The following is a 24,408-nucleotide window of genomic DNA, read 5'->3' on the forward strand; positions in this document are numbered from 1 at the left end:
GAAATTCATGCGCGTGTGGCAGTTCTGAATAGATTTACGGAATTAGGTAGACCTCACACCCAAGTTGTCACTTAAATTTGAATGGATTGGGGAAAACTCAGCTTTTGAATGTTTATGCAACAAAGCCATGCATAATTAAAAAACTGCAAAAATTAATAATGAGCTTTAAACAATTTGTATTATTAAAAGATATAAAAATATTTTTACTTTTAGGCTTTATGTTTCCGTAAACATTGTTAAGTGGGTGCTTTCCTATTTTAAAAACGAAGCATCCGAAAATTAATATAACTGTTATCAATGAGCAAAATGAAAAGTTGGACGATGCAGAAGTATTTTTAAATCTTACAACATGGCAAGGCAAGTCTTTTACTGAATCTACATTAAAAAAAACACAGGACGGAATTGCTACATTTTCTGCAGAGAAAAGTTTGCAATTTATTCATATATTTCCAGCAAAATATAGTTGGTCGATTTGCGTTTATAAAAATGGATATAGTCAAAATAGTTTTGTGCCAAAAAGTTCAAATAATCGAACACAAAATTTAGTATTGTTGTTAGATAAAGCTGAATTAGGTGTAGAAAAAAAACAACATTGTTGGAAAGAAAAATCCTAAAATATTGAATTAATAAAACCACCCGAAGGTGGTTTTTGATTAAATAGCCAATTGGATCTGCTTTAACACCGCCTTCAACGTATTTTCATAATCAAAAGCAGCATTAGTACTGTCTTGGTATCGCCAAGCGACATAACCATCTGGACGAACTAAGACAGCGCCTGATTCATGGATTTCAGATTTCGCATTCCATGTCCCATAAACGTCACGATATTCACGTGATCCAATTTGAATCACATCTAAATAAGGTAGATTCAACGATTCAGCAGCAGATTTCCAACCTTTGCCTGAAAGACCTGTCAGTAGGGTGAAACGACCATGCCCTGTAATATCTAACGTTGATTGCTTATCGCCTTTGGCATCAATAATCCAAGTATGTGGAACTTTAGCCCCCGGACGCGTGGTTGCTTGCAAGTAAAGCTGTTGATCTTTGGCAAAGATCTCAGGTTCAGATTCAGCAATCATGGCATTGGATGTATAGCGCTGATTCAACTCTACACCTTGGGCATTAAACTCAAAGTTTTTAATTTCTAAGGCTTGATATAGCTTTTGACGAATTTCTGCAGCTTGTTCATCTTCCGCAAAAATACGTTGCATCATTTGAGCTTGAGTTGTGATGCCTTGGTCAAAGCCAAATACCTCTTTGAGATGCTTATAGTCAAAGCGAGATTGATTGGCACGCGCCACGATTTGCTTGCCGACAGGCGCACGCTCAGTGGTATAAGATTCAAGTAGAGCTGGAGCAGCCCAACCTTTGATGGCATACGCCAATTTCCAACCGAGGTTAAAGGCATCTTGCATACAGGTATTTGAACCTAAGCCACTTGATGGTGGATGACGATGCACCGCATCACCACCGCAGAATACACGACCTTTTGAATATTCAGTTGCCCATGTTTGGTTCACATACCAATAAGATAGTTTTTGAATCTCGACATTTTCAATTTCAGCACCGACAAAGGCATTTAAACGACCACGCACTTGCTCTTCGGTGACTTGTGGTTCACCTTTGGAAATATCAAAGCCCCAACCCATAATCCATTCATTCCACGGTGTAATGGCACGGAGTAAGCCCATGCCCAGATCACCAAAGCTGGCTTCAGGATTGACAATCCATTGCAAAATGGCAGGGCGGTGTTGCACATATTTGGAAAGATCAGCTTTAAACGTGACATAGACTGTACCTGCGCGAGACATCACCCCTTCCAGGGGTAAATCAAGCTGTTCAAGGACTTTGGATTTTGCCCCATCCATACCGACCAAATATTTGGCACGTAAGCTGAATTCAGTATTTGTAATACGATTTAAAAAGGTTGCTGTTACACCATGCTCATCTTGCACATGGGACAAATATTCAGTATTAAAATTATAAATTGCACCACGTTCAGCCGCATTTTTTACCAACAAAGCTTCCATTTTCGGCTGAATGAGATCGACCAATGGACAAGGACTGCCTTTAATATAATCGCCATGACGTTCATCACCGGTTCCCCAAGCACTCATACGGGCAATTTCTTCACCGACAAGGCTCGTGGTAATGAGGCTTTCACCCATCTGTTCCCAAGGCGTTGCAATTTTTTTGACCTGTTCTTCGATACCTAAGTCACGCAACACTTCCATCGCACGTTGGTTGGTAATATGGGCACGCGGACTATTGGCTAACCAATTAAATTGGGTAAAAAGCTGAACCTGTATGCCGTAATTTGCCAAGGCCAAACCTAAAGTAGAACCTGCAGGCCCTGTGCCAATAATCAGAACATCGGTATCGAATTGCTGTGTCATACAAAACTCCATGTGTATGTGAAGCGCAAACTTGGAATAGTCCGAAGTCTAGGCAAATGATTTTCCGAGTAGAATGGATATTCATATAAACTATAGATCTATTGGTATTTTGACTGCATGACACGGGTGATGTAGTAAGTATGTGGAGTGAAGCGAATGGAATTACGACATTTACGTTATTTTGTGACGGTGGCGAAAGAACAGAGCTTTACCAAGGCAGCGGAAAAACTATTTACAGCACAACCATCGCTTAGTCAGCAAATTAAAGACTTAGAGCAAGAGGTTGGGGTGCAATTATTTGAACGTTCTGCTCGCAAAGTTTTACTGACCGATGAAGGGCAGGCTTTTCTGAAATATTCCGAGCAAGCACTAGAAAATGCCAAACAAGCTGTAGCTGCAGCTCGCCACGTGGCGCAAGCCAAAAATAATCAAATACATATTGGCTTTTTAAATGTCGCAGAATTGAAAATTATGCCGAGTATTTTGGCGCAATTAAAACAACATATCCCTGATTTAAAAATTCATTTACATAGCTTGACGTGTACAGAGCAAATCCAAAAACTTAAAAATACCGAATTGGATATTAGCTTTACTCGTCATCACTTAATTCATGACGACTTCACCAATATTCAGGTTTTAAGTGAGCAGATTTATCTAGTCGGTGCAGCGCATTTGCATCCATCAGATCGCATCTTAAAACTTCAAGAGTTAAAAAATCACACCATTATTATGTGTGAACAAAATGCTTCTCCTGTGTTTTACGATACCTTAAATGCCTTGATTCCTTTTGATCAGCAACAACATGATCACATGCTGTGGGTGACCAATGTCATGCAGCATTTAAATTTGATTAATATGGGTATGGGGCTGAGTTTTGTGCCCGAATATTTACTGAAGTTTTTAAATGATTCGGTCAAAGTCATTCAAACAGATATGGAATTACCGAAACTAGGTTTATATGCTACCTATCCGCATGCATCGAATAATACGGCATTGAAAATGATTTGCAGTGCTTTAAATGATGTGACTGCACAATAGCGTCTGGAATAGTCAATGTTAAAACTAATTTATTATGTACCTGAGTCTCACCTAGAGTCGACTAAACTGGCTGTTTTTGAAGCTGGAGCAGGCGGTATAGGCAACTATGAACACTGCGCTTGGCAGGTGTTAGGTACAGGGCAATTTAAACCTGTAAAAGGCGCAAATCCTTTTATTGGTGAGTTGGATCAGCTGGAGTCTATCCCTGAATGGCGAGTGGAAACCATCGTGCCTGAAGAGAAGGCGAGTGAGGTCGCAAGGTCTTTAAAAGTAAGTCATCCTTATGAAGAGCCGGCATTTGAGTTTATTCAAATGGTGGATGTAAGTTTTTAATTCATAATGAAAGTTCCCTCTCCTTTTAAAGGAGAGGGTTAGGGAGAGGATTTATCAGATTATGCCCCTCATCTTCTTACGAAGAATGCTCCTCTTCCCGAAGGGAGACGGGACTTACCTAATATTTAAAGTTATGCAGTCAATTGCGGTTGTGACTATTCTTTTGAAAGCAAATTATATCTTCTGAATAAACAGCTCACGGTCAAAACGATACTGCGGGAAGAATACACCATCTTTAGCACGTTCACCTGCACCAATCACCATCACTGGGTATTGCTGAGCATTTAATCTTAAAATCTTCTTCACCAAAGGTTCATCAAAACCTTCCATCATACAACTGTCAAAACCATAGGCACGTAAAGCCAAAACTAAGTTTTCACAAGCCAATGCTGTGGTTTTGCTCGCCCAAAGTTTTGCATCTGCTTCATTAAATGCTGTTACAGGCAATTGTTTATCCAGTGTACGTGCAACTTTGAAAGCAACTTTCTTAAAGTTACCTAGGGCGTTGAAGTAGCCTGTCTTATAGTTATAAGGAATGAACTTGTAATACTTCTGCACAGCTGCAGGTGCTTCAGGGAATGGAAATTCGGAAATATTACGTTTAGCCATTTCATCTACACGGTCGGTACGCGCGACACAGACAATCAATTCAGCAGCAGTTTTTGCAGCTAGTTGCCCTAGGCAAGCTTTCACTAATTGTTTTTTCTTTGTAGGGTTTTGAACGACGTAGAATGTCCACGGTTGTAAATTCGATGAATTGGGTGCAAGTAAGGCGAGGTCTAAGCATTCATCTAAAACATCGTTTGGAATGGCCTTGTCGGTAAACTTACGTACAGAACGACGGCTTTGTACAATTTTTTTAAAATTCTCGATATCGATGCCTTCAGGCGCAGGCTCGTAGTAGCGTTTCTTTTCAGGTTTAGTTTCAGTTTGTGATGCTGCAGTCATGTGGAAACATCCAGTTTTTAAATTTAGAAAATAGATTGGGGCTAAGATGAAAAAAACCACCCAAATATGAGTGGTTTTTTACGTTCCATTAAAACATTAATTGAACTGAGAGAAGTCAGGTTTGCGTTTTTGCATAAAGGCTGCAACAGCTTCCATCATTTCTGGAGAACCTACTCGATCCATGAAAATCTCAGCTTCATGGTCAATCCATGCCACGATTTCATCTACATTATGTTTCATTAATGCTTTTGATTGAACCAAAGACGCTAGTGGAAGTGCAGATAACTGTGCTGCTTTTTTCGCAGCTGTCGCATAAGCATCTTCTTCAATGCTATTGACCAAATTTGCTGAAAGCGCTGTCGCACTATCAAACTTCTGAGCAGTTAACAGTAATTCCGCCGCTTTATGGTAGCCGGCTTGTTGAACCAATAGCTTGCTCGATGCACCTTCAGGCGATAGACCAAGGCTCACAAACGGAATTTGGAATAGGGCAGTATTGTCGCTGTAGACAAGATCGCAATGAAGCAGAATCGTAACACCAATCCCAATGGCAACACCGCGAACCGCAGCGATCAGCGGCTTAGAAAATTGAGCAGCAGATTTTAATAAAATGAACGGTGCGCCTTCAGAAGCTGGAGCTTGCCCTTTTTGAGCAGCAGATTTCATAAAATCTTGCATGTCATTGCCCGCACTGAAGTCCGCATCTTGACCACGGAGTACAACTACACGCACTGAAGTATCTTCATCAGCTTCATCTAATGCTTTTGCAATCCACAGATATAGTTCTGTATACAGCGCGTTCTTCGCCTGAGGTCGGTTGATGGCTAAGGTCAGTACGCCATTGTCCAAATTCGCATTCAAATGTTCATGGGGTTGTTGAATACAGCTCAGTGTCATCGTACTATCCTTGCGTAAAAGTTTCGTTTTGATTTTATGCTCGACATTATGTCGCATATTTCAGCCTGTGGCACAACTGCTCAGTTCATAAAAAGTTTGATTTGATATGAAATATACATTTGATTATTTGGTTTTCATTGGGCGTTTTCAGCCGTTCCATTTAGCGCATTTGCAAACCATTAAAATAGCTTTGCAACAGAGTCATTATGTGCTTTTGGCGCTTGGTTCGGCGCAAAATGAACGTAATATCAAAAATCCATTTTTAGCGTCAGAACGTGAGCAGATGATCCTGTCAAATTTTTCAGAGCAAGATCAGAAGCGAATCAAGTTTGTGCATGTGATAGATGTATATAACGATGAAAAATGGCAAAAGTTAGTCAAATCTTTGGTGAATGATTTAGTTGAAACGAATGCAAAAGTCGGTTTGATTGGACATTTTAAAGATGATTCTTCTTATTATTTAAAATTCTTCCCCGAATGGGAAATGGTTGAGCTGGATAGTCTAGAAGGGGCGATCTCTGCGACACCGGTACGCGAGGCGTATTATCGTGGTGAAATTCAGCATTATGCTTTTCCTCAAGGTACCGTCGAATTTTTGCAAAAATTTCAACAGACAGACATTTATAAACAACTTCAACACAAATTTATGACTCAGGATAAAACAAATCTGCTATAAAAAAACGCTAAAATTTCTAGCACTACAATGGAGCAAAAAAATAAACGTTGTAGTGATTTTAGGCTGTGTTTTATTCAGGAGAAAAACATGAATTTGCGTCACGGAACGTTAGCAAAATATATGGGAGCCTTCGCTTTATGCTGCGTATTGCCCCTACATGCTGCTGAATGGACGCTAACCCCTAATAGTCAGGTCACTTTTGGTATTAAATCTGTGGGGCTGTCGATTGTTGAAGGGCGCTTTAATAAGGTTCAGTCGAACCTTAAGTTTGATCCTGAAATTCCACATAAAGGTTCAGCTCATTTGGTGTTAGATGTAGATAGCATCAGTTTTAGTAACCCAAGCTTAAAGGGATTAATCTTGGGAAGTGAATATTTTGATGCCGCTGAATTTAAGCAAGTGAAGTTTGTCAGTAAACAAATCGAACCCGTGGCTTATGCGAAATATATGATTCGAGGGGATCTGACCATTCGTGGTATCACTAAACCTGTGATCTTCGATACTACACTTACCCCTAGTCCGCAAAATCCAAAAGTGTTGGATGTTCAATCTTTAGCAACCATTAAGCGTAGTGATTTTGGTATGCGTAAAGCACTCGGTGGAGTTGGTGAGCAAGTACTGATTCAGCTCAAAGGCCAATGGCGGCTTGAATAACCGCAGTCTTACAGGGTTTAACACATATGATCTTTGGCATGTTGCAGCACAACAGCAGTCAATTTTTGTAATTGAACAGATTGTTGGTTCCAATGATGCCAATACAAAGCTAGATCAATACTGAGTTCTGTTGAAAGCTCTATCAATTTTCCCGCTGCTAATAAGTCTTTACTTTGATAGTCGGGTAACCATCCATAGCCCAAGCCCATCGTAATGGCATCAAAAAATGCCGTTGAAGAGGGAATGAAATGATGTGGATATTGTGAAGGGTTGAGTCCGAAATTCTTCTGAATCGATTGTGTATGTAAGTCATCTTTCTCATTAAAAATCAGTGCAGGCGCAGCCCTTAACGCATTTCGCGTCACACCTTGACCGAACCATCTTTGGATAAAATCAGGGGTTGCTACAAAGCGATAATGCATTTCTCCCAGATATTCTGCGACGCAGCCCTTCATGGCTTCTGATTCTGTTGTGACACAGGCATTGACCAAACCGGCTTCTAATAAATGATGTGTTTGTGACTGATCATCGACCTGAAAATGAATCACGATTTTTTCTTCAATTAAGAGATCTTTGAGTAGCGGAAGCAACCATGTCGCAAGTGAGTCAGCATTGGTCGCAATATTGACTTGATAGAAAGCATTCGCCGTTTGTCCTGTTAGATTTTGCAGAAAATTATGTTCTAGTAATTTGCTGTGTTGTAAATAATGTAATAATGATTGGCCCGCGAGTGTTGGGCGGCAGGGTCGTTCACGTACAATGAGTACATGACCTAATTTCTTTTCTAAGGTTTGCAGCCTGAGCGTGACCGCAGATGCCGTAATGTTTAAACGCAGTGCCGCTTGTTCAAAGCTTCCTGTTTCAGCAACTGCAAGAAAAGCTTCGCTATGTTTGCTTTGTAACATGAGTCACCTATGAGCATTAGAAATTTCACAAACTAAGAAAAACTTAGTTATATTGATATTTATTTATAAATACTTATTTTTAGCAATTAGCTTGGATAATAGCAACATTCATTTAAAGCTTTGAAAGTGTAGTTAAAAATGTTGCACAGTTATATGCAAGGGCTCGCAATTGGATTTAGCCTAATTATCGCGATTGGTGCGCAAAATGCGTTTATTCTCAAGCAGGGGTTAAAAAAGCAGTATGTCTTTTGGCTCTGCGCTATTTGTGCTGCTTCTGATTCGATACTCATCTTACTAGGTGTGCTCGGATTCTCCCAATTGGTTGAAAGTCATCCGGAAATTGTCAATGGAGCTAAATATTTGGGCGCAACTTTTTTAGCAGTTTATGGAGCACAGCATTTTCTGCAAGCCTTCAAAACTTCGAGCAGTTTAGCGCCCAGTGAGAAGAATGAAACCAAACTATTGAAGTTGGTACTAATCTGCTTGGCTTTAACATGGTTAAATCCACATGTATATCTTGATACGGTTGTGCTGATTGGGTCTATTTCCACGAAGTTTGAATCGACCGCAGTATATTTTGCGATTGGGGCAATTACAGCTTCATGGGTATTTTTCTTTGTCCTCGGTTTTGGTGCGCGCTATTTATTACCGCTTTTCCAAAGTGCAAAGGCATGGAAAGTTTTAGACTTTATTATTGGCGTTGTGATGTGGGGAATTGCAGCCTCATTATTGCTCTAGTTAGAAGCTTCTTATTAAGTTTGAGCCCATTCCTAAAGGAGCGGGCTCAAATCATTACTGTTATGCTGCTTGTAGTGCTTTTAAATCTTCTAAGACTTGTTCTGCATGGCCTGCAGCTTTGACTTTGCGATATTCTTTTACCAGCTTGCCATGACGGAAAATAAAGGTTGAACGTTCGATGCCCATAACCTTTTTGCCATACATATTTTTTTCTTTAATCACGTCAAAATGCTGACATAGCACTTCTTCTTTATCACTGATTAAATCAATGCTTAGATTTTGCTTTTCAGTGAAGTTTTGATGGGCTTTAACCGAGTCACGAGAAATGCCGTAGATTGGGGTATTAAGCGCATCAAACTGATCTTTTAAGCATGAAAACCCAATGGCTTGCGTCGTACATCCTGGTGTTGAATCTTTAGGATAGAAGTAGACGATCAGCCAGTCATTGTTGACTTCTGCAAGGTTGACTTCACCTGAGGTGGTTGGGAAGGTTTGATTTGGTAAGCTAATTTCAGTCATGAAGATTTCCTTTTTCATGTCTTATCCCTAAACGGGCTTAAACAAAGTATGTGAAATATGACCATCATACAGAATTTACTTTGAACTTAAAGCAATAAAAAAGCCTGCAATTGCAGGCTTTTTTGAGACGAAAAATTATTTTTTCGCTTGAGCTGATTTCATTGCTTCTTCAGTTAAAGTTTTTAATTTACCTGTTAACTGAGGACCGAAACATGCTTGAAGGTCTTTATTTTGTTTTTGAACAAAAGCGAGTGTTGCAGGGCTTTTCTTCTGGTTGATTGTGCTTTGGATTTCCCATTTTTGAGCATTGGTTAAACGACCATCTGCTTCAACAGCACAAGTACAGTATTTGCTAACTTCAGCGGCAGTTAGTTTTTTACCTTTGCCAGTTTCTTCTTTACAAACATTAATTAACGAAGATTTTACGTTAGTGCTCTTATATGCTTGTTGAAGCTTGTCGTTGTCAGCGTGTGCAACTGAAGCAAACAATGCAGCTGCAGAGAAAGCAGCAGAAAGAATAATGTTTGATTTTAAATTTTTCATAAACCCTACCTTGTTATTTCGGTATGTAACGTGTCGGATCTTCAACACCTGCGTCAACGAAACCTTGTTTACGAAGACGGCAGCTATCGCATTTACCGCAAGCACGACCTTGGTCATCTGCTTGATAGCAAGACACTGTTTGACTGTAGTCTACGCCATGTTCTATACCTAAGCGAATGATATTTGCTTTGGATAAATGTAACAGAGGTGTTTCAAATTTAAGTGGTTTTCCTTCAACGCCAACCTTTGTTGCAAGGCGAGCCATGTTGGCAAATGCTTCGATAAACTCTGGACGACAGTCTGGATAGCCTGAGTAATCAACTGCATTAATACCAATGACAATCGCTTCTGCACCAAAAACTTCCGCCGCAGCTAAAGCATATGACAAGAAAATCGTGTTACGCGCTGGTACATAAGTTACAGGAATACCGGCTTGTTCATGATCAGGAACTTCAATGCTATGGTCAGTTAACGCAGAGCCACCTAAGTTACCTAAATCGATATTAATGACACGATGTTCTACACCAGCCTGCTTAGTTAACTCACGAGCAGCATCTAGTTCTGTCGTAGAACGTTGACCATACATAAAACTCAAGGCGATACATTCATAACGCGCTTGAGCCCAAGCTAAACAAGTGGTTGAGTCTAAGCCGCCAGACAATAAAACTATGGCACGAGGGCGCATATGCATTACTCCAAATAATTCTTTAAAACTTAACGACCAGTTTCATCGTTCCAAAGCAATTTATGTAATTGCAATTGGAAGCGAACAGGGAGATGGTCTTCTAAAATCCATTGTGCTAAATCACGTGCAAGCTGAGGCAAACGAACAGCACCTTTTTCAATGGCAAAGGCCGGAGAGAACCAAATGGTGCTAACTTTTTCGTTTAGCTGATAGCGCTCAACTTGCTGTTTTGACCATTCATAGTCTTCACGATTACAAATTACAAATTTGATCTGATCATGCGCTGTTAAATGGTCGAAGTTGCTAAGCAAGTTTCGTGCAACTTCACCCGATGTCGGGGTTTTTAAATCCATAACCTTTGAAACACGTGGGTCAACTTTAGACACATCTAAAGCACCGCTGGTTTCTAAAGAGACTTCGCAGCCTAAATCGGCCAGACGAGTCATGAGGGGAAGGGCGTTCGGTTGAGCAAGCGGCTCACCACCCGTCACGCAAATATAAGGGGTTTTAAAATCTAAAGTGGTTTGAATAATTTCTTCTAATGATTGGCGTTCACCGCCTTCAAACGAATAGGTTGTATCACAATAAGTGCAACGTAACGGACAGCCCGTTAAGCGGATAAAGACCGTAGGCAAACCTGCGGTATTGGCTTCACCTTGCAATGAATAAAAAATCTCCGTAATACGTAAACCCGCAGACGGATCAGAAACAGGAATAGCGGAAGATCGAAGGGTACTCATAACAAAATTAACCAGATATAAAAAAACAAAAAATCTCTACGATTATTGCTAACCGTAGAGACGAGGAGCGATAGAAGCTCCACGGAACACGAATGCTCCGCTGAAATAAAACTTAGTCTTCGCGTAATAATTCGTTCAAGCTTGTTTTCGCACGAGTTTTCGCGTCAACTTTTTTCACGATTACTGCAGCGTATAGGCTGTATTTACCACATTTAGACGGCAAGCTACCAGAAACCACAACAGAACCAGCAGGAACACGACCGTAATGGATTTCGCCAGTTTCGCGGTCATAAATCTTAGTCGATTGACCAATGAATACGCCCATTGAAATCACAGAACCTTCTTCTACGATCACACCTTCAACGATCTCAGAACGCGCGCCGATAAAGCAGTTGTCTTCAATGATTGTTGGGTTCGCTTGAAGTGGTTCAAGAACGCCACCAATACCAACGCCACCAGACAAATGTACGTTTTTACCAATTTGAGCACATGAACCAACAGTTGCCCATGTATCAACCATTGTACCTTCGTCAACATATGCACCAATATTGACATATGAAGGCATTAATACAACATTTTTTGCTTGGAAAGAACCTTTACGTGCTACAGCAGGTGGTACTACACGTACACCAGCAGCTTTAAATTGTTCTTCAGTCCAGTCAGAGAACTTAGTATCAACTTTGTCATAGAAGCGTAAGTCACAAGCTTCCATTGGTTTGTTGTCGTTCAATTTGAATGAAAGCAAAACGGCTTTTTTCACCCATTGATGAACAATCCATTCACCATCAATTTTTTCAGCAACACGTAATGTACCGTTATCTAGGCCAGCGATCACTTCTTCTACTGCTGCACGTACTTCAGCAGGACAGTCAGCTGCAGTGAAATTAGCACGGTCTTCAAACGCTTGTTCAATGATTGTTGAAAGCTGAGACATGTTCTTCCATCCAGAAAAAAATTTTCCAAGATTTTACACTAAATCGAGTCAAAAATAGATGGTAAATCGGCCTAGGATCGGAATTAATTATTAAGCAAGTACTAAAACCAAGAAATTAAGAGTGATGGATGTAGCACTTTCATAAAAATTGTATAAAAAATACGCAAAATATACAGAATTGTTCTCAAGCATCATTATTATGTTTAAAAAAATCAAATAAAAACTCTTTATTAATCAATATTAAAATCTAAATGTATCAAAAGTTAACAAAAAATCAGTAAATTTGCATAAAAGTTAAGCGGAGTTTCCTTTTAACATGTGCCATATAACAAGACTGTAGAAATCTGAATAACAGTTTATTTTGAGGAGAAACACATGAAATCATTACGTTTATTAACAGTAGCTGCTCTACTTACTGCTGCAGGTACTGCAATGGCAGATACCTCTGTAGTTCATGATGGCTATGCATTTGATCAAAACCAACTTATCCCAACTGGCGCTCGTCTAGAAGTGGGTACGACTGGTTATGGTGGTGCGTTACTTTGGACTGCGAACCCATACGTCGGCCTTGCTTTAGGTTATAACGGTGGTGATATTTCATGGTCAGATGACTTATCTGTAGATGGCGTAAAATACGACATGGATATGGATAACAAAGTTGGTTACTTAAATGCAGAAGTTCGTCCTTGGGGTGCAAGTGCTAATCCATGGGCTCAAGGTCTTTATGTTGCTGCGGGTGTAGGTTATATCGACACTGAATATACGTTAGATAAGCGTCGTAAAGGTGATACACCAATTAAAATTGATGGTGAAGAGACAAACTTTACACGAGTAAACGGTACAGTGTCTTATGATAATGATATCGCTCCATACCTAGGTTTAGGTTTTGCGCCAAAATTGAATAAAAACTGGGGCGTATTCGGTGAAGTAGGTGCTTATTACACTGGTAATCCATCGGCTAAATTGACAGGTGTAGGTGATGACCCTGCAATTCTTGCTGATCATGAACGTAACGTTGAGCAAGATGACAAATACGAATGGCTTCCAGTAGGTAAAGTAGGTGTGAGCTACCATTGGTAAGTTATTACTGAAATAAAAAAACGAGCTTCGGCTCGTTTTTTTTTATTAGAAAGCGTTTAAAATCTGTGACCAAATTTCAGACCATAGATCATGGCATCATTGTCTGAGACACTTGCAAGACCTGAAATATGAGATGTTTCAGTATTCGATGGTTTTGAGAGTTTCAAATAATACAAGCCAGTTGCTAGAAAATTGTTCGGGTTAAATTTATGCATCACACCTAAACCTAAACCGCGATAGCCATCACTTGGGTTTAAGGTAGACGCCGCATTTCCTGTCCCGTTATCCCAAATAAACTCTGCTGCAGCGAGCCAACTCGGATTAAATTGATGTGCAATCCCCAATTTTCCTGACCATTGATCTTTCTGATATTCCACCAATTGGATATCCGCTAAATCACGGTATTGCGGATCGAGTGCTGCATATTGAAGCACAGCATTAAACTGCGGTGGTTGAATGCTAAAATCTTTCCAATTAATCCAACGAACTGTGCCGTATACAACATTGTGTGGGCTAATTGCTGTTTGAAATTCAAAATTGACGCTTTGTGGCGTTTGAATGGATGTATGGATGTCAGGGACTAACTGAAAAGGACCATTTGAATACAAAGTCGATTCAGATGTTTTATTGTCATGTTTGATTTTTGAACGATAGGTTAGGCTGGTTTTAAGTGCGTATTCAGGAATTTGATAACTGAAACCGAGCAGCCAGCCGATCGCTTCATCTTGTTTTAAATAAACATGATAGCCATTGAGAGCAGCATATTGTTGCCCAGAAATTTTTAAATCACCTTTAAATGTTTGTAGGCTTAAACCGCTATAAATATTCCAATTATTATTGGGTTGATAGCCTACCAGTCCAGTTAGGTTATGCGTTCTAAAGTTAATATCAGCGCTTTCAATATCGATATTTGAGCTATCTGGTAAGCGAGGACTATATTGATAACTGATATCAGTATGAAAAGGTTGCTCATAAATTACTCCCGCAGAAATATTTTCATGTGGTTGAATTTTAAGTGCAAATTTCCCAGAAAATTGTTGATGAGCGAGATTCCCTGTAGAAAAATCAGTGATGCCCAATTCACTAATTAAGCCTTGATTCTGAACTTTGCCGTCAACTTGAGCATCGACATAAGCGAAACTGGCTTCAGTATAATTTCCGGGTTCAAGAAAGGCCGAGATCGATTGATCTGAGTTTTCTATTCCTGCTGCATACATGATCTGTATGGGGCAGACGATACCGACTGCCACTGCGACGAATTGATTTTTCATAAATATGGGTCGGAAGTAATAAGGTTTTAATTTTTATTGTGTTGGATGTATTTTAATCAAAATTAAAAATAAAGCCAAGAAAACTTAGATAAAATATGTGTTTACCAAAAAAAGAGGACAGTAGGTGTCCTCTTTAATTCGTCAATTGGCCTATCATTCTTCTGGGTAAGCGACTTTTTTCAACGCTTTGATGTCAGCATCTGGTGAACATAAAGAAATAAACTCATAGCCATAACCGCGTAGTAAATGTCCTTTGCGAACAGCAATCCAAGTGGTATTAACACCAAAAATATCGGTAGAAATTTGTTTTAAACGGTAATCACGTTCTGGGTCATATGCCACATCGTTGACAATACCCACCCCCATATTGAGTTCAACATAGGTTTTAATAACGTCTGCATCAAGTGCAGACATTACGATATCAACATCAAAGCCTGAATCTTCAAAGGCTTTATCAATTTTTGAACGACCTGTAAAACCACCGTGATAGGTAATAATTGGATAGTTCGACAAATCTTCAATAGTGATATTTGATTTTTGGGTCAGTGGGTGCTCTTTAGGCGTAATGATGCTGTGTTGCCAGTTGTAGTAAGGCACGCTTGCCAGGTTATCTTCATTGGTTAATGATTCGGTTGCGATCCCGATATCCGCTTCACCTTGAAGGAGCATTTCTGTAATTTCAACAGGGCTTGCTTGTTGCAAAATTAGATGAACTTTTGGAAATTCTTTTTTAAATTGGTTCACAATCGGCGGCAAGACATAACGCGCTTGCGTATGTGTGGTCGCAATCGTCAATGTCCCTTCATCCACTTTGTTAAAGTCATCTGCTAGACGTTTAATATTGTCTGCATCCACGAGCATACGTTCAACGATACCCAATAATGACTGGCCTGGTTCGGTTAAACCGAGTAGACGTTTACCTTTACGAATAAACAGCTGTACACCAAGTTCATCTTCTAAATCTTTGATGTGTTTACTCACGCCTGACTGCGAAGTGTAAAGTGCAGCAGATGCTTCTGTTAAATTAAAATTCTGACGTACTGTTTCTCGAATAATTCTTAATTGTTGGAAATTCATAATTTTATTTTACCTTAAAAGCAAGTGGGGCTTGTGACGGCCCCAACTTTTTGTTTTATGCAACTTGGTTTTCAAATAAATGCAAGTTTGTTGCACTTAACCATACCGTTTGATTTGGGCGGAATTGATGGGCTTTCGCTTCATCTGCCGTTAATGAAATTTCAATAAGATTACCTTGACGGTCATGCAGTTCAGCAATGACTTTACCTGCAATCCAAAGCTCACGTACAAAAGTCGCTTGGATGGCATTTTCTTGCGGCTGTGCATGAATACGCAGTTCATCAGGGCGAGCGAAGGCAATGACATTTCCTTGCGGCGCATTGGCGTTTTGTGGCAACAAAATTCGGTCTTCACCAATTTGAAAAAGGCCATTGCTATTTTGACCTTCAAAACGGTTGGCTTGACCTAAAAAGTCAAATACAAACGGTGTTGCAGGTTTTTCATAAACTTCACGCGGCGAGCCTATCTGTTCTACGTTGCCTTTATTCATCACAATGATTTGATCGGCCACTTCAAGCGCTTCTTCTTGGTCATGGGTCACGAAAATAGAGGTGATGTGGAGTTCGTCATGCAAGGTACGTAACCAGCGGCGTAATTCTTTACGAACTTTGGCATCCAATGCACCAAAAGGTTCATCCAGTAATAACACACGCGGTTCAACCGCTAAAGCACGCGCTAAGGCAATACGTTGACGTTGACCACCTGAAAGTTGAGCAGGGTAACGGTCAGCCAAGAAACCAAGCTGAACAAGATCAAGCAAACGAGTAACCCGTTTTTTGATTTCCGCTTCAGATGGACGTGTTGCACGTGGGCGTACGCGTAAACCAAAAGCAATGTTGTCAAATACGGTCATATGGCGGAACAGTGCATAATGCTGGAATACAAAACCAACTTCACGTTCACGGACGTGAACTTTAGTGGCATCTTCACCTTCTAGAATGACTTGACCGCCATCGGCAGATTCAAGACCTGCAATGATACGCAATAGGGTAGTTTTACCACAGCCAGATGGGCCAAGCAGCGCAACGAGCTGACCATCAGGGAAATCTAAAGAGATATTTTTAAGTGCATGGAATGCACCAAAGTGTTTTTCAATATTTTTTACTTGAATACTCATGAGGTCATTCCTTAAGAAACTTGTGAATCTTCTTTACGCTTGTCTTGTCGTTCCTGACGTAGTTCAACCCATGTTTTTAAAATCAGGGTCACAATCGCCAAGAGCGCTAATAGTGAAGACACAGCAAAAGCAGCACTAAAGGTATATTCGTTATAAAGGATTTCTACGTGTAGCGGTAAGGTGTTGGTTTCGCCACGAATGTGACCTGAAACCACAGAAACAGCACCAAACTCACCCATTGCACGTGCATTACAGAGAATCACGCCGTAGATTAAGCCCCATTTAATATTTGGAAGTGTCACTTTCCAGAAGGTCTGCCAGCCTGAAGCACCCAATACGATAGCTGCTTCTTCTTCCTCAGTCCCTTGAGCTTCCATTAATGGAATCAACTCACGTGCCACAAAAGGAACGGTAATAAACACAGTGGCAAGGACGATGGCTGGAACGGCATACAAAATTTTGATGTCGTTATCCATCAGCCAGCCGCCTAACCAACCTTGAGTACCAAAAATCAGTACCAACATTAAGCCTGCAATGACTGGAGAGACTGAAAATGGCATATCAATAATCGTAGTTAAAATAGATTTACCACGGAAATTAAACTTGGCAACAGACCATGCCGCTGCTACACCAAAGACCACGTTTAACGGTACGGCAATCACAGCTGTTAATAATGTCAGTTTCACTGCAGATAATGTGTCTGGATGAACAAGTGCTTGGAAGTAAACGCCAACACCTTGTTTAAAGGCCTCAACGAAGACCAAAACCAATGGCAGAATCAGGCAGCTTAAGAAGAAAATTAAAGCAATGATGATCAGGGTATAACGAACCCATGTTGGTTCACGCGTTGCATCACGCGACTGTAATTTTTCCGCAAGCGCATTACTATTCGTATTCATCGTGCAGTTCTCCCTGTACGGCGACTTGCCCATGCTTGAACCAAGTTAATTAAGAATAAAATAGCAAAAGAAATCACCAGCATCACAACTGCAATCGTGGTCGCACCTGCATAATCATATTCTTCAAGGCGAGAGATAATCATCAATGGGGCAATTTCAGTCTTGAAGGGTTGGTTACCTGCGATAAAAATCACCGATCCATATTCACCCACACCACGAGCAAATGCCAAAGCAAAACCTGTTAACAGCGCAGGAAATAGAATAGGTAAGATTACTTTGGTCACGATCTGAAAGCGATTTGCGCCCAGTGCCGAAGCTGCTTCTTCAAGTTCAGTTTCTAGGTCGCTCAGTACAGGCTGTACAGTACGAACCACAAACGGAATACCAATAAAGATGAGGGCCAAGGTAATACCGATCGGGGTATATGCGACTTTAATGCCAATAGGTTCAAGGTACTGACCGATCCAACCAGTCGGTGCATATAACGAAGTTAATGCAATACCAGCAACGGCAGTTGGCAATGCAAAAGGTAAATCAACCAAAGCATCGACAATACGTTTACCCGGGAAGGTATAACGAACCAAACACCATGCTAAGAGCAAACCAAAAACTACATTGACTAACGCAGCAATAATGGCGGCACTAAAACTCAGTTGTAACGATTTTAAAATACGTTCTGAGCTTAAAATCTCCCATAGTCCATCCCAACCGATACCTAAAGATTTAATAAATACGGCCGAAAGGGGAATGAGCACAATTAAGGATAAATACGCTAGGGTAAAGCCTAGAGAAAGACCAAATCCTGGCAGCACTCGGGATCGCTGCGACATGATGACTCCTCAAAATGAGAAAAGCTGACTTAAAAGGTCAGCAAAATTGAATAAATGATTTTGCGACAAGCTTAATGCTCAGTACTTAAAAAGCAAATTGAAATAAATACTTGTTTTCATCAGTAAAGCTGATATATTTCATGTGGTTTTCTGAAATTAAGTAATTGAAAATTTCAGGAAACGGCCCAAAACCTGATGCAACATTAATGTGTCCTACAGCGCCCATATTCACAGGGTAGAGCTTCCAAGCATCTGCAAGTTGTTTTGCATCTTCAAAGCCAAGCCAAGGATCATTTTCACTAATCAACATCGTTGTCGGCACACGAATACTCAGCTGATGAAAAAATGCTTTGTAATCCGTCGTACTGTCGCGTGCAAAGCCGTTTTCTCCAAAGCGTGCTGGATTGGCTGGCGCAACCAAAACTAAATTTTTGATTTTTTTATTAAGTTCTGGATACAAGGCCAATGCTGCCACCGTGGTTAAACAACCAAAGCTATGCGCCACAATTTGAATTTCACCCTGTAAAGGTCGTACGGTTTGAACGAATTGTTTAATCCAGTCTTTGAGTACAGGATGATTCCAGTCTTTTTGCTGAACACGAGAGCTAGACATGAGCTGACGTTGTAACCAAGATTGCCAATGTGCGTGTTCACTACCGCCTACACCCGGGACAATTACTGTATGTGTCATGTCAAGTTCTCCTGATTCAGTCAATGAATGGTCTTATTTTCCATTGTTGGCTTTGACGATTTGGTCAAACACGCCGCCATTTTCAAAGTGTGCTTTTTGGACTTTATCCCAACCACCAAATTCTTTATCAATGGTTACGAGTTTAAGTGGCTTAAAGACTGACGCGTATTGTGCAAGTGTTGTAGGGTTACGTGGACGGTAAAAGTTCTGAGCTGCGATTTGCTGACCACGTGGTGAATAAAGGAAGTTTAAATAACCTTTGGCTAAATAAAGATTACCTTTTTTCTCTGCGTTTTTTTCTAAAACAGCAACAGGGGGCTCAGCTAAAATTGAAAGTGAAGGGGTCACAATTTCAAATTTACCCGGTTGTTCACGAATCGCTAAATGTGCTTCATTTTCCCAAGCTAGCAATACATCACCAATACCACGTTCAGCAAAGGTCGTAGTCGAACCACGTGCGCCTGAATCGAGCACTTTGGTGTTTTTATAAATTTTACGGACAAATTCTTGAGCTGTTGTATCATTACCACCCGCTTGATGTTTTGCCCAAGCCCACGCAGCTAAATAGTTCCAACGTGCACCGCCTGAGGTTTTCGGGTTTGGGGTGATAATACCCACGCCTGGTTTAACTAGATCGCCCCAATCTTTAATCGCTTTTGGGTTGCCTTTACGTACTAAGAACACAATAGTTGAGGTATATGGCGTTGAGTTTTGCGGAAGTTTCTTTTGCCAATCTGCAGGTAAAAGTTTGGCTTTTTCTGCAATCACATCAATATCCGCTGCAAGTGCTAAAGTCACTACATCGGCATCTAAGCCATCAATGACTGCACGCGCTTGTTTGCCTGAACCACCATGAGATTGTTTAAAATTAATTTTTTGACCTGTACGGCTTTCCCAATATTTGCTGAAGTCTTTATTCACACTTTCATAGAGTTCACGCGTTGGGTCGTAAGATACGTTTAAGAAGTCTTTTGCAGCTGCGCCAAAAGAAACCGTCGAAATGACTGCAGCAAGAACACCCAATTTTAACTTTGCGGAAATACTCATGTGAACCTCAATAATTTTTACTTTATCTGTAACATGGGTGAAGAATAGCGCCAATCTTTATGCATAAAAAATAATTAAAAACGAATTTTATATGAATAAAAAAGATAAAAGGCATGTCCATAAAAAAAAAGCATCGACCTTATGCGAAAGGAAGATGCTTTTCAGTATTTAAAGCATTATTTGGAATTATTGATCTTCACGATTTGATCAAAGACACCACCATTTTCAAAATGTTTTTTCTGCACTTTGCTCCAACCACCAAACTCTTTATCAATCGTGACGAGTTTTAAAGGTTTAAAAACATTTTTATATTTTGCTAAAACTGCCGCATTACGTGGACGATAATAGTTCTGTGCGGCAATAGTTTGACCTGCAGGTGAGTACAGATAATTTAAATACGCTTTGGCTAAATTTTCATTGCCATCTTTCTTAGCATTTTTTTCTACAATCGCAACAGGTGGCTCGGCCAAGATAGAAAGTGAAGGGGTCACAATCTCAAACATACCTGGCTGTTCACGAACTGCCAAATGTGCTTCATTTTCCCAAGCCAATAACACGTCACCAATACCACGTTCAGCGAATGTAGTTGTTGCACCACGAGCACCTGAGTCGAGGACTTTGGTTTGCTTATAAATTTGACGGACAAATTCTTGGGCTTTTGCATCATTACCACCTGCTTGATGTTTTGCCCAAGCCCACGCTGCTAGATAGTTCCAGCGCGCACCACCCGATGTTTTTGGGTTCGGGGTAATAATGTCGACACCAGGTTTAATTAAATCGCCCCAGTCTTTAATGCCTTTCGGGTTGCCTTTATGCACTAAGAACACAATGGTCGATGTATATGGCGTTGAGTTTTGCGGAAATTTCTTTTGCCAGTCTTTTGCAACTAAACCACGTGCAGCAATTTCATCAATATCTGCAGCCAAAGCCAACGTAACTACATCTGCATCTAGACCATCAATAACTGCACGAGCCTGTTTGCCTGAGCCACCATGAGATTGTTTAAAGTTAATGTCTTGGCCTGTGGTTTTTTTCCAGTAAACACTAAAGTCTTTATTGAAGTTGTCATACAATTCACGGGTTGGATCATATGACACATTTAAGAAATCTTTGGCAGATGCACTGAATGCTGTGGCAGAAATGAATGCAGCCAAAACCCCAAGTTTTAATTTCGATAGATTCATGTTGTCCTCAATTTTTATACATGTTTTGTTAGATGAGGCAAGAATATCTGTAGTTTTAATGCAGAAAAAATAATTAAAAAAGAATTTAATATGAACAAAAAAGAAATATATGCTGAGCAATTATTTTTTAAAATAAAGTGATGTAATTGGGATGACGACGTATGCAGTGTTTTAAAAATGCGCAGCAAATAGAACAAGTTAATTTACTTGATCGAGCCTTTCACTATGGCGATGGCTGTTTTAGCACGGCACGTATTCGCCAAGGACAAATAGAACTTTTAGCTTTGCATATTGCACGATTAAAATTGAGCAATGAGCGATTAAAGCTAAATGCAGATTTAAACCTTATTGAAGACACTTTAAAATTGTTACGTAAACAAGATGTCGTCAATGGCACTTTAAAAATTGTGTTGAGTCGTGGTATTGGTCAGCGTGGCTATAGTTTACCTGAGCACCCAGCAGATGTTTGGGTGTTTTATTACCCCAAAACCGTTGCAGATTTTGAGTACGAAACTGTCGAAAGTGGTGTATTACATCAAGCTATTGGGTTAACCATGCCAAGTTTGGTGGGCTTAAAGTCCTTAAATCGATTAGAACAAGTCATGCTCAAAGCAGAGTTGGATCAAACCCCATGGGGCGAAGCTTTAGTGACGGATGTGCAAGGTACAGTTGTCGAAGGTGTGAGCAGTAATTGTTTTATTCGCACAAATGAAGGATGGATTACGCCCGAACTTCGTTATAATGGCGTGCATGGTGTCATGCGTGCAGAAATTTTAAAACGGATGCAGCAGCTTCAGATTCCATGTACTCAACGTCACGTCAATATGGATGAAATTACGCATTTTCAGAGTGTTTTTTTCTGTAATGCCTTAAGTCCCATGAAAATTGCATCAACTCTGAATGGAGTTGAGTTAGATGTTCAAGCTTGTATTGAACTTTTCCGAACACTTCAATTAAGTCAGATTCGTTAATATGTCCACCGTGTCTAAAAAAACAAATAAGAAAAAATCTGCCAAAGCAGGTTTTCCATTTAAAGCATGTTTGGTTGTGCTACTTGGTATCGTTGTACTTGTGGCGATTTTACTGTGGTCGAGTTTGTTTAAAGCCTATCCTGTGGAAGGCAAAAAGCAAATGTTGGCGATTGGTGCAGGGGATACCTATTCAGGATTTATTGACAGACTAGCCAAAGAGAAACAAGTTAATTTTCCTATTATTTTGAAGTTGTACCAAAAGTTCATGATTAATGACACCTTAAAAGCAGGTGTGTATGAAATCCATGAAGGCATGAGCGTACGTGAAGTCATGAAACTGATTTCTAACTCTGAAAATGCGCAAATGAATCGAATTTTAGTGATCGAAGGGACGACATTTAAGCAACTGATAGATGCTTTAAAAAATGACCCTTTGGTGACACATGACATCAGTCATTTACCGTATGCACAAATCTTAAAAGAGCTCGGTATTCCGTATTCACACCCTGAAGGATTATTTGCACCGAATACGTATTTCTTTGCAAAAGGCGAGTCTGATCGAAAAATTTTGAAGGATTTGTATAACCGACAAATCAAAGCCTTAGATCAGGCTTGGAATAATCGAGCTCAAAATTTACCGTACAAAGATAAATATGAAGCCTTGATTATGGCGTCGATTATTGAAAAAGAAACCAGTCTTGATCGTGAGTTGGAGCAAGTATCTGGTGTGTTTGTCCGTCGTTTACAGCAAGGCATGCGTTTACAAACGGACCCTACGGTTATTTATGGCATGGGTGATAAATACCAAGGCAATATCACTCGCCAAGATCTACGTACACCTACAGCATATAATACGTATACGATCAATGGCTTACCGCCTACACCGATTGCTTTGCCGAGTCAAAAAGCAATTGAAGCCGCGATGCATCCAGATGCGTCAAATAACATCTATTTCGTGGCAACAGGTAACGGTGGTCATAAATTTAGCAGTAATTTGTCAGACCATAACCGAGCGGTACAAGAGTATTTATCGGTAATTCGTGCGAAAAATTGAGGAGTGAGCATGTTTATTAGTTTTGAAGGCACGGAAGGTGTGGGTAAAACCACGTTGATTCGTAAACTACATGAGCATTTCCAACACTTAGCAAAAGATGTGGTATTAACCCGTGAGCCGGGTGGTACACCTATGGCAGAGCAAATTCGCTCACTGTTACTTTCGGTGAACCACGAAGAAACCATGAGTAATGATACTGAATTATTGCTGATGTATGCAGCACGTGCACAGCATTTAGAAGCCGTGATTCTACCGGCACTGTCTGCAGATAAAATCGTTTTATGTGACCGTTTTACAGATTCGAGTTTTGCATATCAGTGTGCAGGCCGTGGTTTGGACCGAGAAAAACTGAAAGTTTTAAATGGCGGTTTTGTGGCGCGTATGCCTGATATTACCTTTTGGTTAGATGCTCCTATTGAAACGGGGATGTTACGTGCACGTGAACGTGGCGCTTTAGATCGATTTGAGCAAGAGAAAGCAACTTTCTTTGAGAAAGTGCGTTCAGGTTTTGCTGAAATTCATGAAAATGAACCTGCACGCATGAAGCGCCTCGATGCGACGCAAACACCTGAACAGGTTTTTCAACAGGCATTATTGCATTTGCAACAGATCTAAAATGCCATAGTAATCTTTAGGTATTTGATTTAAAAATCATTCATAGCATAAGTTATGGATGATTTTTTTATGCCGCATCGAAAGCAGGCGATTATTGATTTTTTACAACGTGAATTTGCCCCAAGTTTAAAAAATTGCACGATTCAAGAAGTTGGACAGCAAACCGCGACCTTAATTTGGCATGTCACTGAACAAGATCTAAGACCGGGTAATACGATTTCTGGCCCAACCATGATGACTTTGGCTGACTTTGCGCTATATGTGGCCATCTTGGGGGAGATCGGGATTGTGGGACTTGCGGTCACGACCAATATGAATATTAATTTTTTAAGAAAGCCAGAAGCCAATAAAGACTTAATAGGCGAGTGTCGATTGCTGAAAGTGGGCAAAAGTATAATTTATGGTGAGGTGTTGGTGTATTCAGCAGGTGTGGATGAGCCTGTTGCACATATAACAGGAAGCTATTCTATTCCACCGAAGCGATTATAAAGGCTCAATTGCATTTGCTGATTCAAATAAAAAGCCGAATTTACATTCGGCTTTTTATGGTTTTTAGACATTTTAGA

The 24,408-nt window shown here is 40.2% G+C and carries 28 protein-coding genes; 11 read left to right on the plus strand and 17 right to left on the minus strand.

Annotated elements, in window-relative coordinates:
* Positions 1-314 precede the first annotated feature (314 nt).
* Positions 315-614, plus strand: coding sequence for a hypothetical protein (locus FTT77_RS15130; RefSeq protein ID WP_180048720.1), 300 nt, complete (start codon positions 315-317; stop codon positions 612-614).
* 39 nt (positions 615-653) lie between these two features.
* Here the strand turns inward: FTT77_RS15130 and FTT77_RS15135 are convergent, their stop codons facing one another.
* On the minus strand, positions 654-2,396 hold the full coding sequence (locus FTT77_RS15135) for an FAD-dependent monooxygenase (RefSeq protein WP_180109515.1): 1,743 nt from the start codon (positions 2,394-2,396) through the stop codon (positions 654-656).
* 156 nt (positions 2,397-2,552) lie between these two features.
* Between FTT77_RS15135 and FTT77_RS15140 the strand changes: the two genes are divergently transcribed.
* Together FTT77_RS15140 and FTT77_RS15145 are read left to right on the plus strand one after the other, a co-directional pair.
* Positions 2,553-3,434, plus strand: coding sequence for a LysR family transcriptional regulator (locus FTT77_RS15140; protein ID WP_180063430.1), 882 nt, complete (start codon positions 2,553-2,555; stop codon positions 3,432-3,434).
* Between the two features lie 15 nt (positions 3,435-3,449).
* Entirely contained in the window at positions 3,450-3,767 is a 318-nt protein-coding gene (locus tag FTT77_RS15145; RefSeq protein WP_180109514.1) for an NGG1p interacting factor NIF3, read from the plus strand.
* 174 nt (positions 3,768-3,941) lie between these two features.
* On the opposite strand, the gene FTT77_RS15150 is transcribed toward FTT77_RS15145, so the two are convergent.
* On the minus strand, positions 3,942-4,715 hold the full coding sequence (locus FTT77_RS15150) for a nitroreductase family protein (protein WP_180109513.1): 774 nt from the start codon (positions 4,713-4,715) through the stop codon (positions 3,942-3,944).
* Between the two features lie 96 nt (positions 4,716-4,811).
* Positions 4,812-5,612 (minus strand): enoyl-CoA hydratase-related protein, encoded by an 801-nt coding sequence (locus tag FTT77_RS15155; RefSeq protein ID WP_180009958.1) that lies wholly within the window; start codon positions 5,610-5,612, stop codon positions 4,812-4,814.
* 106 nt (positions 5,613-5,718) lie between these two features.
* On the opposite strand from FTT77_RS15155, the gene FTT77_RS15160 reads away from it, so the two are divergent.
* Together FTT77_RS15160 and FTT77_RS15165 are read left to right on the plus strand one after the other, a co-directional pair.
* A complete protein-coding gene (locus tag FTT77_RS15160; protein ID WP_180007619.1) occupies positions 5,719-6,288 on the plus strand; it encodes a nicotinate-nicotinamide nucleotide adenylyltransferase in 570 nt (189 codons plus the stop codon).
* A gap of 87 nt (positions 6,289-6,375) precedes the next feature.
* Entirely contained in the window at positions 6,376-6,942 is a 567-nt protein-coding gene (locus FTT77_RS15165; RefSeq protein ID WP_180007620.1) for a YceI family protein, read from the plus strand.
* 17 nt (positions 6,943-6,959) lie between these two features.
* On the opposite strand, the gene FTT77_RS15170 is transcribed toward FTT77_RS15165, so the two are convergent.
* Positions 6,960-7,847: a LysR family transcriptional regulator ArgP gene (locus tag FTT77_RS15170; protein WP_180009956.1), complete on the minus strand. Its 888-nt coding sequence runs from the start codon at positions 7,845-7,847 to the stop codon at positions 6,960-6,962.
* 138 nt (positions 7,848-7,985) lie between these two features.
* On the opposite strand from FTT77_RS15170, the gene FTT77_RS15175 reads away from it, so the two are divergent.
* The gene (locus FTT77_RS15175) at positions 7,986-8,585 is read left to right on the plus strand and encodes a LysE/ArgO family amino acid transporter (RefSeq protein ID WP_180007622.1); all 600 of its coding nucleotides are present in this window, start codon (positions 7,986-7,988) and stop codon (positions 8,583-8,585) included.
* Positions 8,586-8,645: 60 nt separating this feature from the next.
* On the opposite strand, the gene FTT77_RS15180 is transcribed toward FTT77_RS15175, so the two are convergent.
* The 5 genes from FTT77_RS15180 to dapD all read right to left on the minus strand — a co-directional run bounded on the left by FTT77_RS15180 (position 8,646) and on the right by dapD (position 12,006).
* Positions 8,646-9,104, minus strand: coding sequence for a peroxiredoxin (locus FTT77_RS15180; protein ID WP_180109517.1), 459 nt, complete (start codon positions 9,102-9,104; stop codon positions 8,646-8,648).
* Positions 9,105-9,239: 135 nt separating this feature from the next.
* Positions 9,240-9,647, minus strand: coding sequence for a hypothetical protein (locus tag FTT77_RS15185; protein ID WP_078190350.1), 408 nt, complete (start codon positions 9,645-9,647; stop codon positions 9,240-9,242).
* Between the two features lie 13 nt (positions 9,648-9,660).
* Positions 9,661-10,332, minus strand: a complete 672-nt coding sequence (queC, locus tag FTT77_RS15190) for a 7-cyano-7-deazaguanine synthase QueC (RefSeq protein ID WP_078190349.1) — start codon at positions 10,330-10,332, stop codon at positions 9,661-9,663.
* A 29-nt stretch (positions 10,333-10,361) separates the two neighbouring features.
* The gene (gene queE, locus FTT77_RS15195; RefSeq protein ID WP_180022496.1) at positions 10,362-11,072 is read right to left on the minus strand and encodes a 7-carboxy-7-deazaguanine synthase QueE; all 711 of its coding nucleotides are present in this window, start codon (positions 11,070-11,072) and stop codon (positions 10,362-10,364) included.
* A 112-nt stretch (positions 11,073-11,184) separates the two neighbouring features.
* Positions 11,185-12,006, minus strand: coding sequence for a 2,3,4,5-tetrahydropyridine-2,6-dicarboxylate N-succinyltransferase (gene dapD, locus FTT77_RS15200; protein ID WP_078190347.1), 822 nt, complete (start codon positions 12,004-12,006; stop codon positions 11,185-11,187).
* Between the two features lie 375 nt (positions 12,007-12,381).
* Between dapD and carO the strand changes: the two genes are divergently transcribed.
* Positions 12,382-13,086, plus strand: a complete 705-nt coding sequence (carO, locus tag FTT77_RS15205; RefSeq protein ID WP_180026882.1) for an ornithine uptake porin CarO — start codon at positions 12,382-12,384, stop codon at positions 13,084-13,086.
* 56 nt (positions 13,087-13,142) lie between these two features.
* Here the strand turns inward: carO and FTT77_RS15210 are convergent, their stop codons facing one another.
* From FTT77_RS15210 to FTT77_RS15245, 8 genes are all read right to left on the minus strand, one after another.
* Entirely contained in the window at positions 13,143-14,357 is a 1,215-nt protein-coding gene (locus FTT77_RS15210) for an OmpP1/FadL family transporter (protein ID WP_257224735.1), read from the minus strand.
* A gap of 153 nt (positions 14,358-14,510) precedes the next feature.
* Positions 14,511-15,434, minus strand: a complete 924-nt coding sequence (locus tag FTT77_RS15215) for a CysB family HTH-type transcriptional regulator (RefSeq protein WP_180109512.1) — start codon at positions 15,432-15,434, stop codon at positions 14,511-14,513.
* A gap of 55 nt (positions 15,435-15,489) precedes the next feature.
* Positions 15,490-16,551 carry a sulfate/molybdate ABC transporter ATP-binding protein gene (locus tag FTT77_RS15220; protein ID WP_180007626.1) on the minus strand — a complete coding sequence of 354 codons (1,062 nt, stop codon included), beginning with the start codon at positions 16,549-16,551 and terminating at the stop codon, positions 15,490-15,492.
* A gap of 11 nt (positions 16,552-16,562) precedes the next feature.
* The gene (gene cysW, locus FTT77_RS15225) at positions 16,563-17,450 is read right to left on the minus strand and encodes a sulfate ABC transporter permease subunit CysW (protein ID WP_078192018.1); all 888 of its coding nucleotides are present in this window, start codon (positions 17,448-17,450) and stop codon (positions 16,563-16,565) included.
* Positions 17,447-18,280 carry a sulfate ABC transporter permease subunit CysT gene (cysT, locus tag FTT77_RS15230; RefSeq protein WP_078190342.1) on the minus strand — a complete coding sequence of 278 codons (834 nt, stop codon included), beginning with the start codon at positions 18,278-18,280 and terminating at the stop codon, positions 17,447-17,449. Before cysT ends, cysW begins: the two co-directional genes overlap by 4 nt.
* A gap of 85 nt (positions 18,281-18,365) precedes the next feature.
* Positions 18,366-18,971 carry an alpha/beta hydrolase gene (locus FTT77_RS15235; protein WP_180109511.1) on the minus strand — a complete coding sequence of 202 codons (606 nt, stop codon included), beginning with the start codon at positions 18,969-18,971 and terminating at the stop codon, positions 18,366-18,368.
* Between the two features lie 33 nt (positions 18,972-19,004).
* Positions 19,005-20,018: a sulfate ABC transporter substrate-binding protein gene (locus FTT77_RS15240; RefSeq protein ID WP_180007629.1), complete on the minus strand. Its 1,014-nt coding sequence runs from the start codon at positions 20,016-20,018 to the stop codon at positions 19,005-19,007.
* A gap of 176 nt (positions 20,019-20,194) precedes the next feature.
* Positions 20,195-21,202: a sulfate ABC transporter substrate-binding protein gene (locus FTT77_RS15245; RefSeq protein WP_180109510.1), complete on the minus strand. Its 1,008-nt coding sequence runs from the start codon at positions 21,200-21,202 to the stop codon at positions 20,195-20,197.
* Between the two features lie 161 nt (positions 21,203-21,363).
* Here FTT77_RS15245 and pabC point away from each other — a divergent pair, with 161 nt between their 5' ends.
* The 4 genes from pabC to FTT77_RS15265 all read left to right on the plus strand — a co-directional run bounded on the left by pabC (position 21,364) and on the right by FTT77_RS15265 (position 24,331).
* Entirely contained in the window at positions 21,364-22,173 is an 810-nt protein-coding gene (pabC, locus tag FTT77_RS15250) for an aminodeoxychorismate lyase (protein ID WP_180007631.1), read from the plus strand.
* Between the two features lies 1 nt (position 22,174).
* The gene (gene mltG / locus FTT77_RS15255) at positions 22,175-23,227 is read left to right on the plus strand and encodes an endolytic transglycosylase MltG (protein WP_180007632.1); all 1,053 of its coding nucleotides are present in this window, start codon (positions 22,175-22,177) and stop codon (positions 23,225-23,227) included.
* Positions 23,228-23,236: 9 nt separating this feature from the next.
* Positions 23,237-23,842, plus strand: a complete 606-nt coding sequence (gene tmk / locus FTT77_RS15260) for a dTMP kinase (RefSeq protein ID WP_180007633.1) — start codon at positions 23,237-23,239, stop codon at positions 23,840-23,842.
* Positions 23,843-23,911: 69 nt separating this feature from the next.
* Complete coding sequence (locus tag FTT77_RS15265; protein WP_180007634.1) at positions 23,912-24,331, plus strand: PaaI family thioesterase; 420 nt, start codon at positions 23,912-23,914, stop codon at positions 24,329-24,331.
* The last annotated feature ends 77 nt before the right edge of the window (positions 24,332-24,408 follow it).

Origin of the sequence: Acinetobacter sp. YH01010, assembly GCF_013420775.1 — a bacterium.
Taxonomy (GTDB): Bacteria; Pseudomonadota; Gammaproteobacteria; order Pseudomonadales; family Moraxellaceae; genus Acinetobacter; species Acinetobacter amyesii.

Bases quoted from the DNA above. Each gene is read 5' to 3' on its own strand.
- cysT (WP_078190342.1), bottom strand. From the start codon at position 18,280: ATGTCGCAGCGATCCCGAGTGCTGCCAGGATTTGGTCTTTCTCTAGGC.
- FTT77_RS15240 (WP_180007629.1), bottom strand. From the start codon at position 20,018: ATGAGTATTTCCGCAAAGTTAAAATTGGGTGTTCTTGCTGCAGTCATT.
- FTT77_RS15155 (WP_180009958.1), bottom strand. From the start codon at position 5,612: ATGACACTGAGCTGTATTCAACAACCCCATGAACATTTGAATGCGAAT.
- FTT77_RS15220 (WP_180007626.1), bottom strand. From the start codon at position 16,551: ATGAGTATTCAAGTAAAAAATATTGAAAAACACTTTGGTGCATTCCAT.
- FTT77_RS15180 (WP_180109517.1), bottom strand. From the start codon at position 9,104: ATGACTGAAATTAGCTTACCAAATCAAACCTTCCCAACCACCTCAGGT.
- FTT77_RS15175 (WP_180007622.1), top strand. From the start codon at position 7,986: ATGTTGCACAGTTATATGCAAGGGCTCGCAATTGGATTTAGCCTAATT.
- FTT77_RS15215 (WP_180109512.1), bottom strand. From the start codon at position 15,434: ATGAATTTCCAACAATTAAGAATTATTCGAGAAACAGTACGTCAGAAT.
- FTT77_RS15170 (WP_180009956.1), bottom strand. From the start codon at position 7,847: ATGTTACAAAGCAAACATAGCGAAGCTTTTCTTGCAGTTGCTGAAACA.
- FTT77_RS15235 (WP_180109511.1), bottom strand. From the start codon at position 18,971: ATGACACATACAGTAATTGTCCCGGGTGTAGGCGGTAGTGAACACGCA.
- FTT77_RS15145 (WP_180109514.1), top strand. From the start codon at position 3,450: ATGTTAAAACTAATTTATTATGTACCTGAGTCTCACCTAGAGTCGACT.
- cysW (WP_078192018.1), bottom strand. From the start codon at position 17,450: ATGAATACGAATAGTAATGCGCTTGCGGAAAAATTACAGTCGCGTGAT.
- pabC (WP_180007631.1), top strand. From the start codon at position 21,364: ATGCAGTGTTTTAAAAATGCGCAGCAAATAGAACAAGTTAATTTACTT.
- FTT77_RS15135 (WP_180109515.1), bottom strand. From the start codon at position 2,396: ATGACACAGCAATTCGATACCGATGTTCTGATTATTGGCACAGGGCCT.
- FTT77_RS15150 (WP_180109513.1), bottom strand. From the start codon at position 4,715: ATGACTGCAGCATCACAAACTGAAACTAAACCTGAAAAGAAACGCTAC.
- tmk (WP_180007633.1), top strand. From the start codon at position 23,237: ATGTTTATTAGTTTTGAAGGCACGGAAGGTGTGGGTAAAACCACGTTG.
- FTT77_RS15185 (WP_078190350.1), bottom strand. From the start codon at position 9,647: ATGAAAAATTTAAAATCAAACATTATTCTTTCTGCTGCTTTCTCTGCA.
- mltG (WP_180007632.1), top strand. From the start codon at position 22,175: ATGTCCACCGTGTCTAAAAAAACAAATAAGAAAAAATCTGCCAAAGCA.
- FTT77_RS15160 (WP_180007619.1), top strand. From the start codon at position 5,719: ATGAAATATACATTTGATTATTTGGTTTTCATTGGGCGTTTTCAGCCG.
- FTT77_RS15245 (WP_180109510.1), bottom strand. From the start codon at position 21,202: ATGAATCTATCGAAATTAAAACTTGGGGTTTTGGCTGCATTCATTTCT.
- FTT77_RS15165 (WP_180007620.1), top strand. From the start codon at position 6,376: ATGAATTTGCGTCACGGAACGTTAGCAAAATATATGGGAGCCTTCGCT.
- FTT77_RS15140 (WP_180063430.1), top strand. From the start codon at position 2,553: ATGGAATTACGACATTTACGTTATTTTGTGACGGTGGCGAAAGAACAG.
- carO (WP_180026882.1), top strand. From the start codon at position 12,382: ATGAAATCATTACGTTTATTAACAGTAGCTGCTCTACTTACTGCTGCA.
- queE (WP_180022496.1), bottom strand. From the start codon at position 11,072: ATGAGTACCCTTCGATCTTCCGCTATTCCTGTTTCTGATCCGTCTGCG.
- FTT77_RS15210 (WP_257224735.1), bottom strand. From the start codon at position 14,357: ATGAAAAATCAATTCGTCGCAGTGGCAGTCGGTATCGTCTGCCCCATA.
- dapD (WP_078190347.1), bottom strand. From the start codon at position 12,006: ATGTCTCAGCTTTCAACAATCATTGAACAAGCGTTTGAAGACCGTGCT.
- FTT77_RS15265 (WP_180007634.1), top strand. From the start codon at position 23,912: ATGCCGCATCGAAAGCAGGCGATTATTGATTTTTTACAACGTGAATTT.
- queC (WP_078190349.1), bottom strand. From the start codon at position 10,332: ATGCGCCCTCGTGCCATAGTTTTATTGTCTGGCGGCTTAGACTCAACC.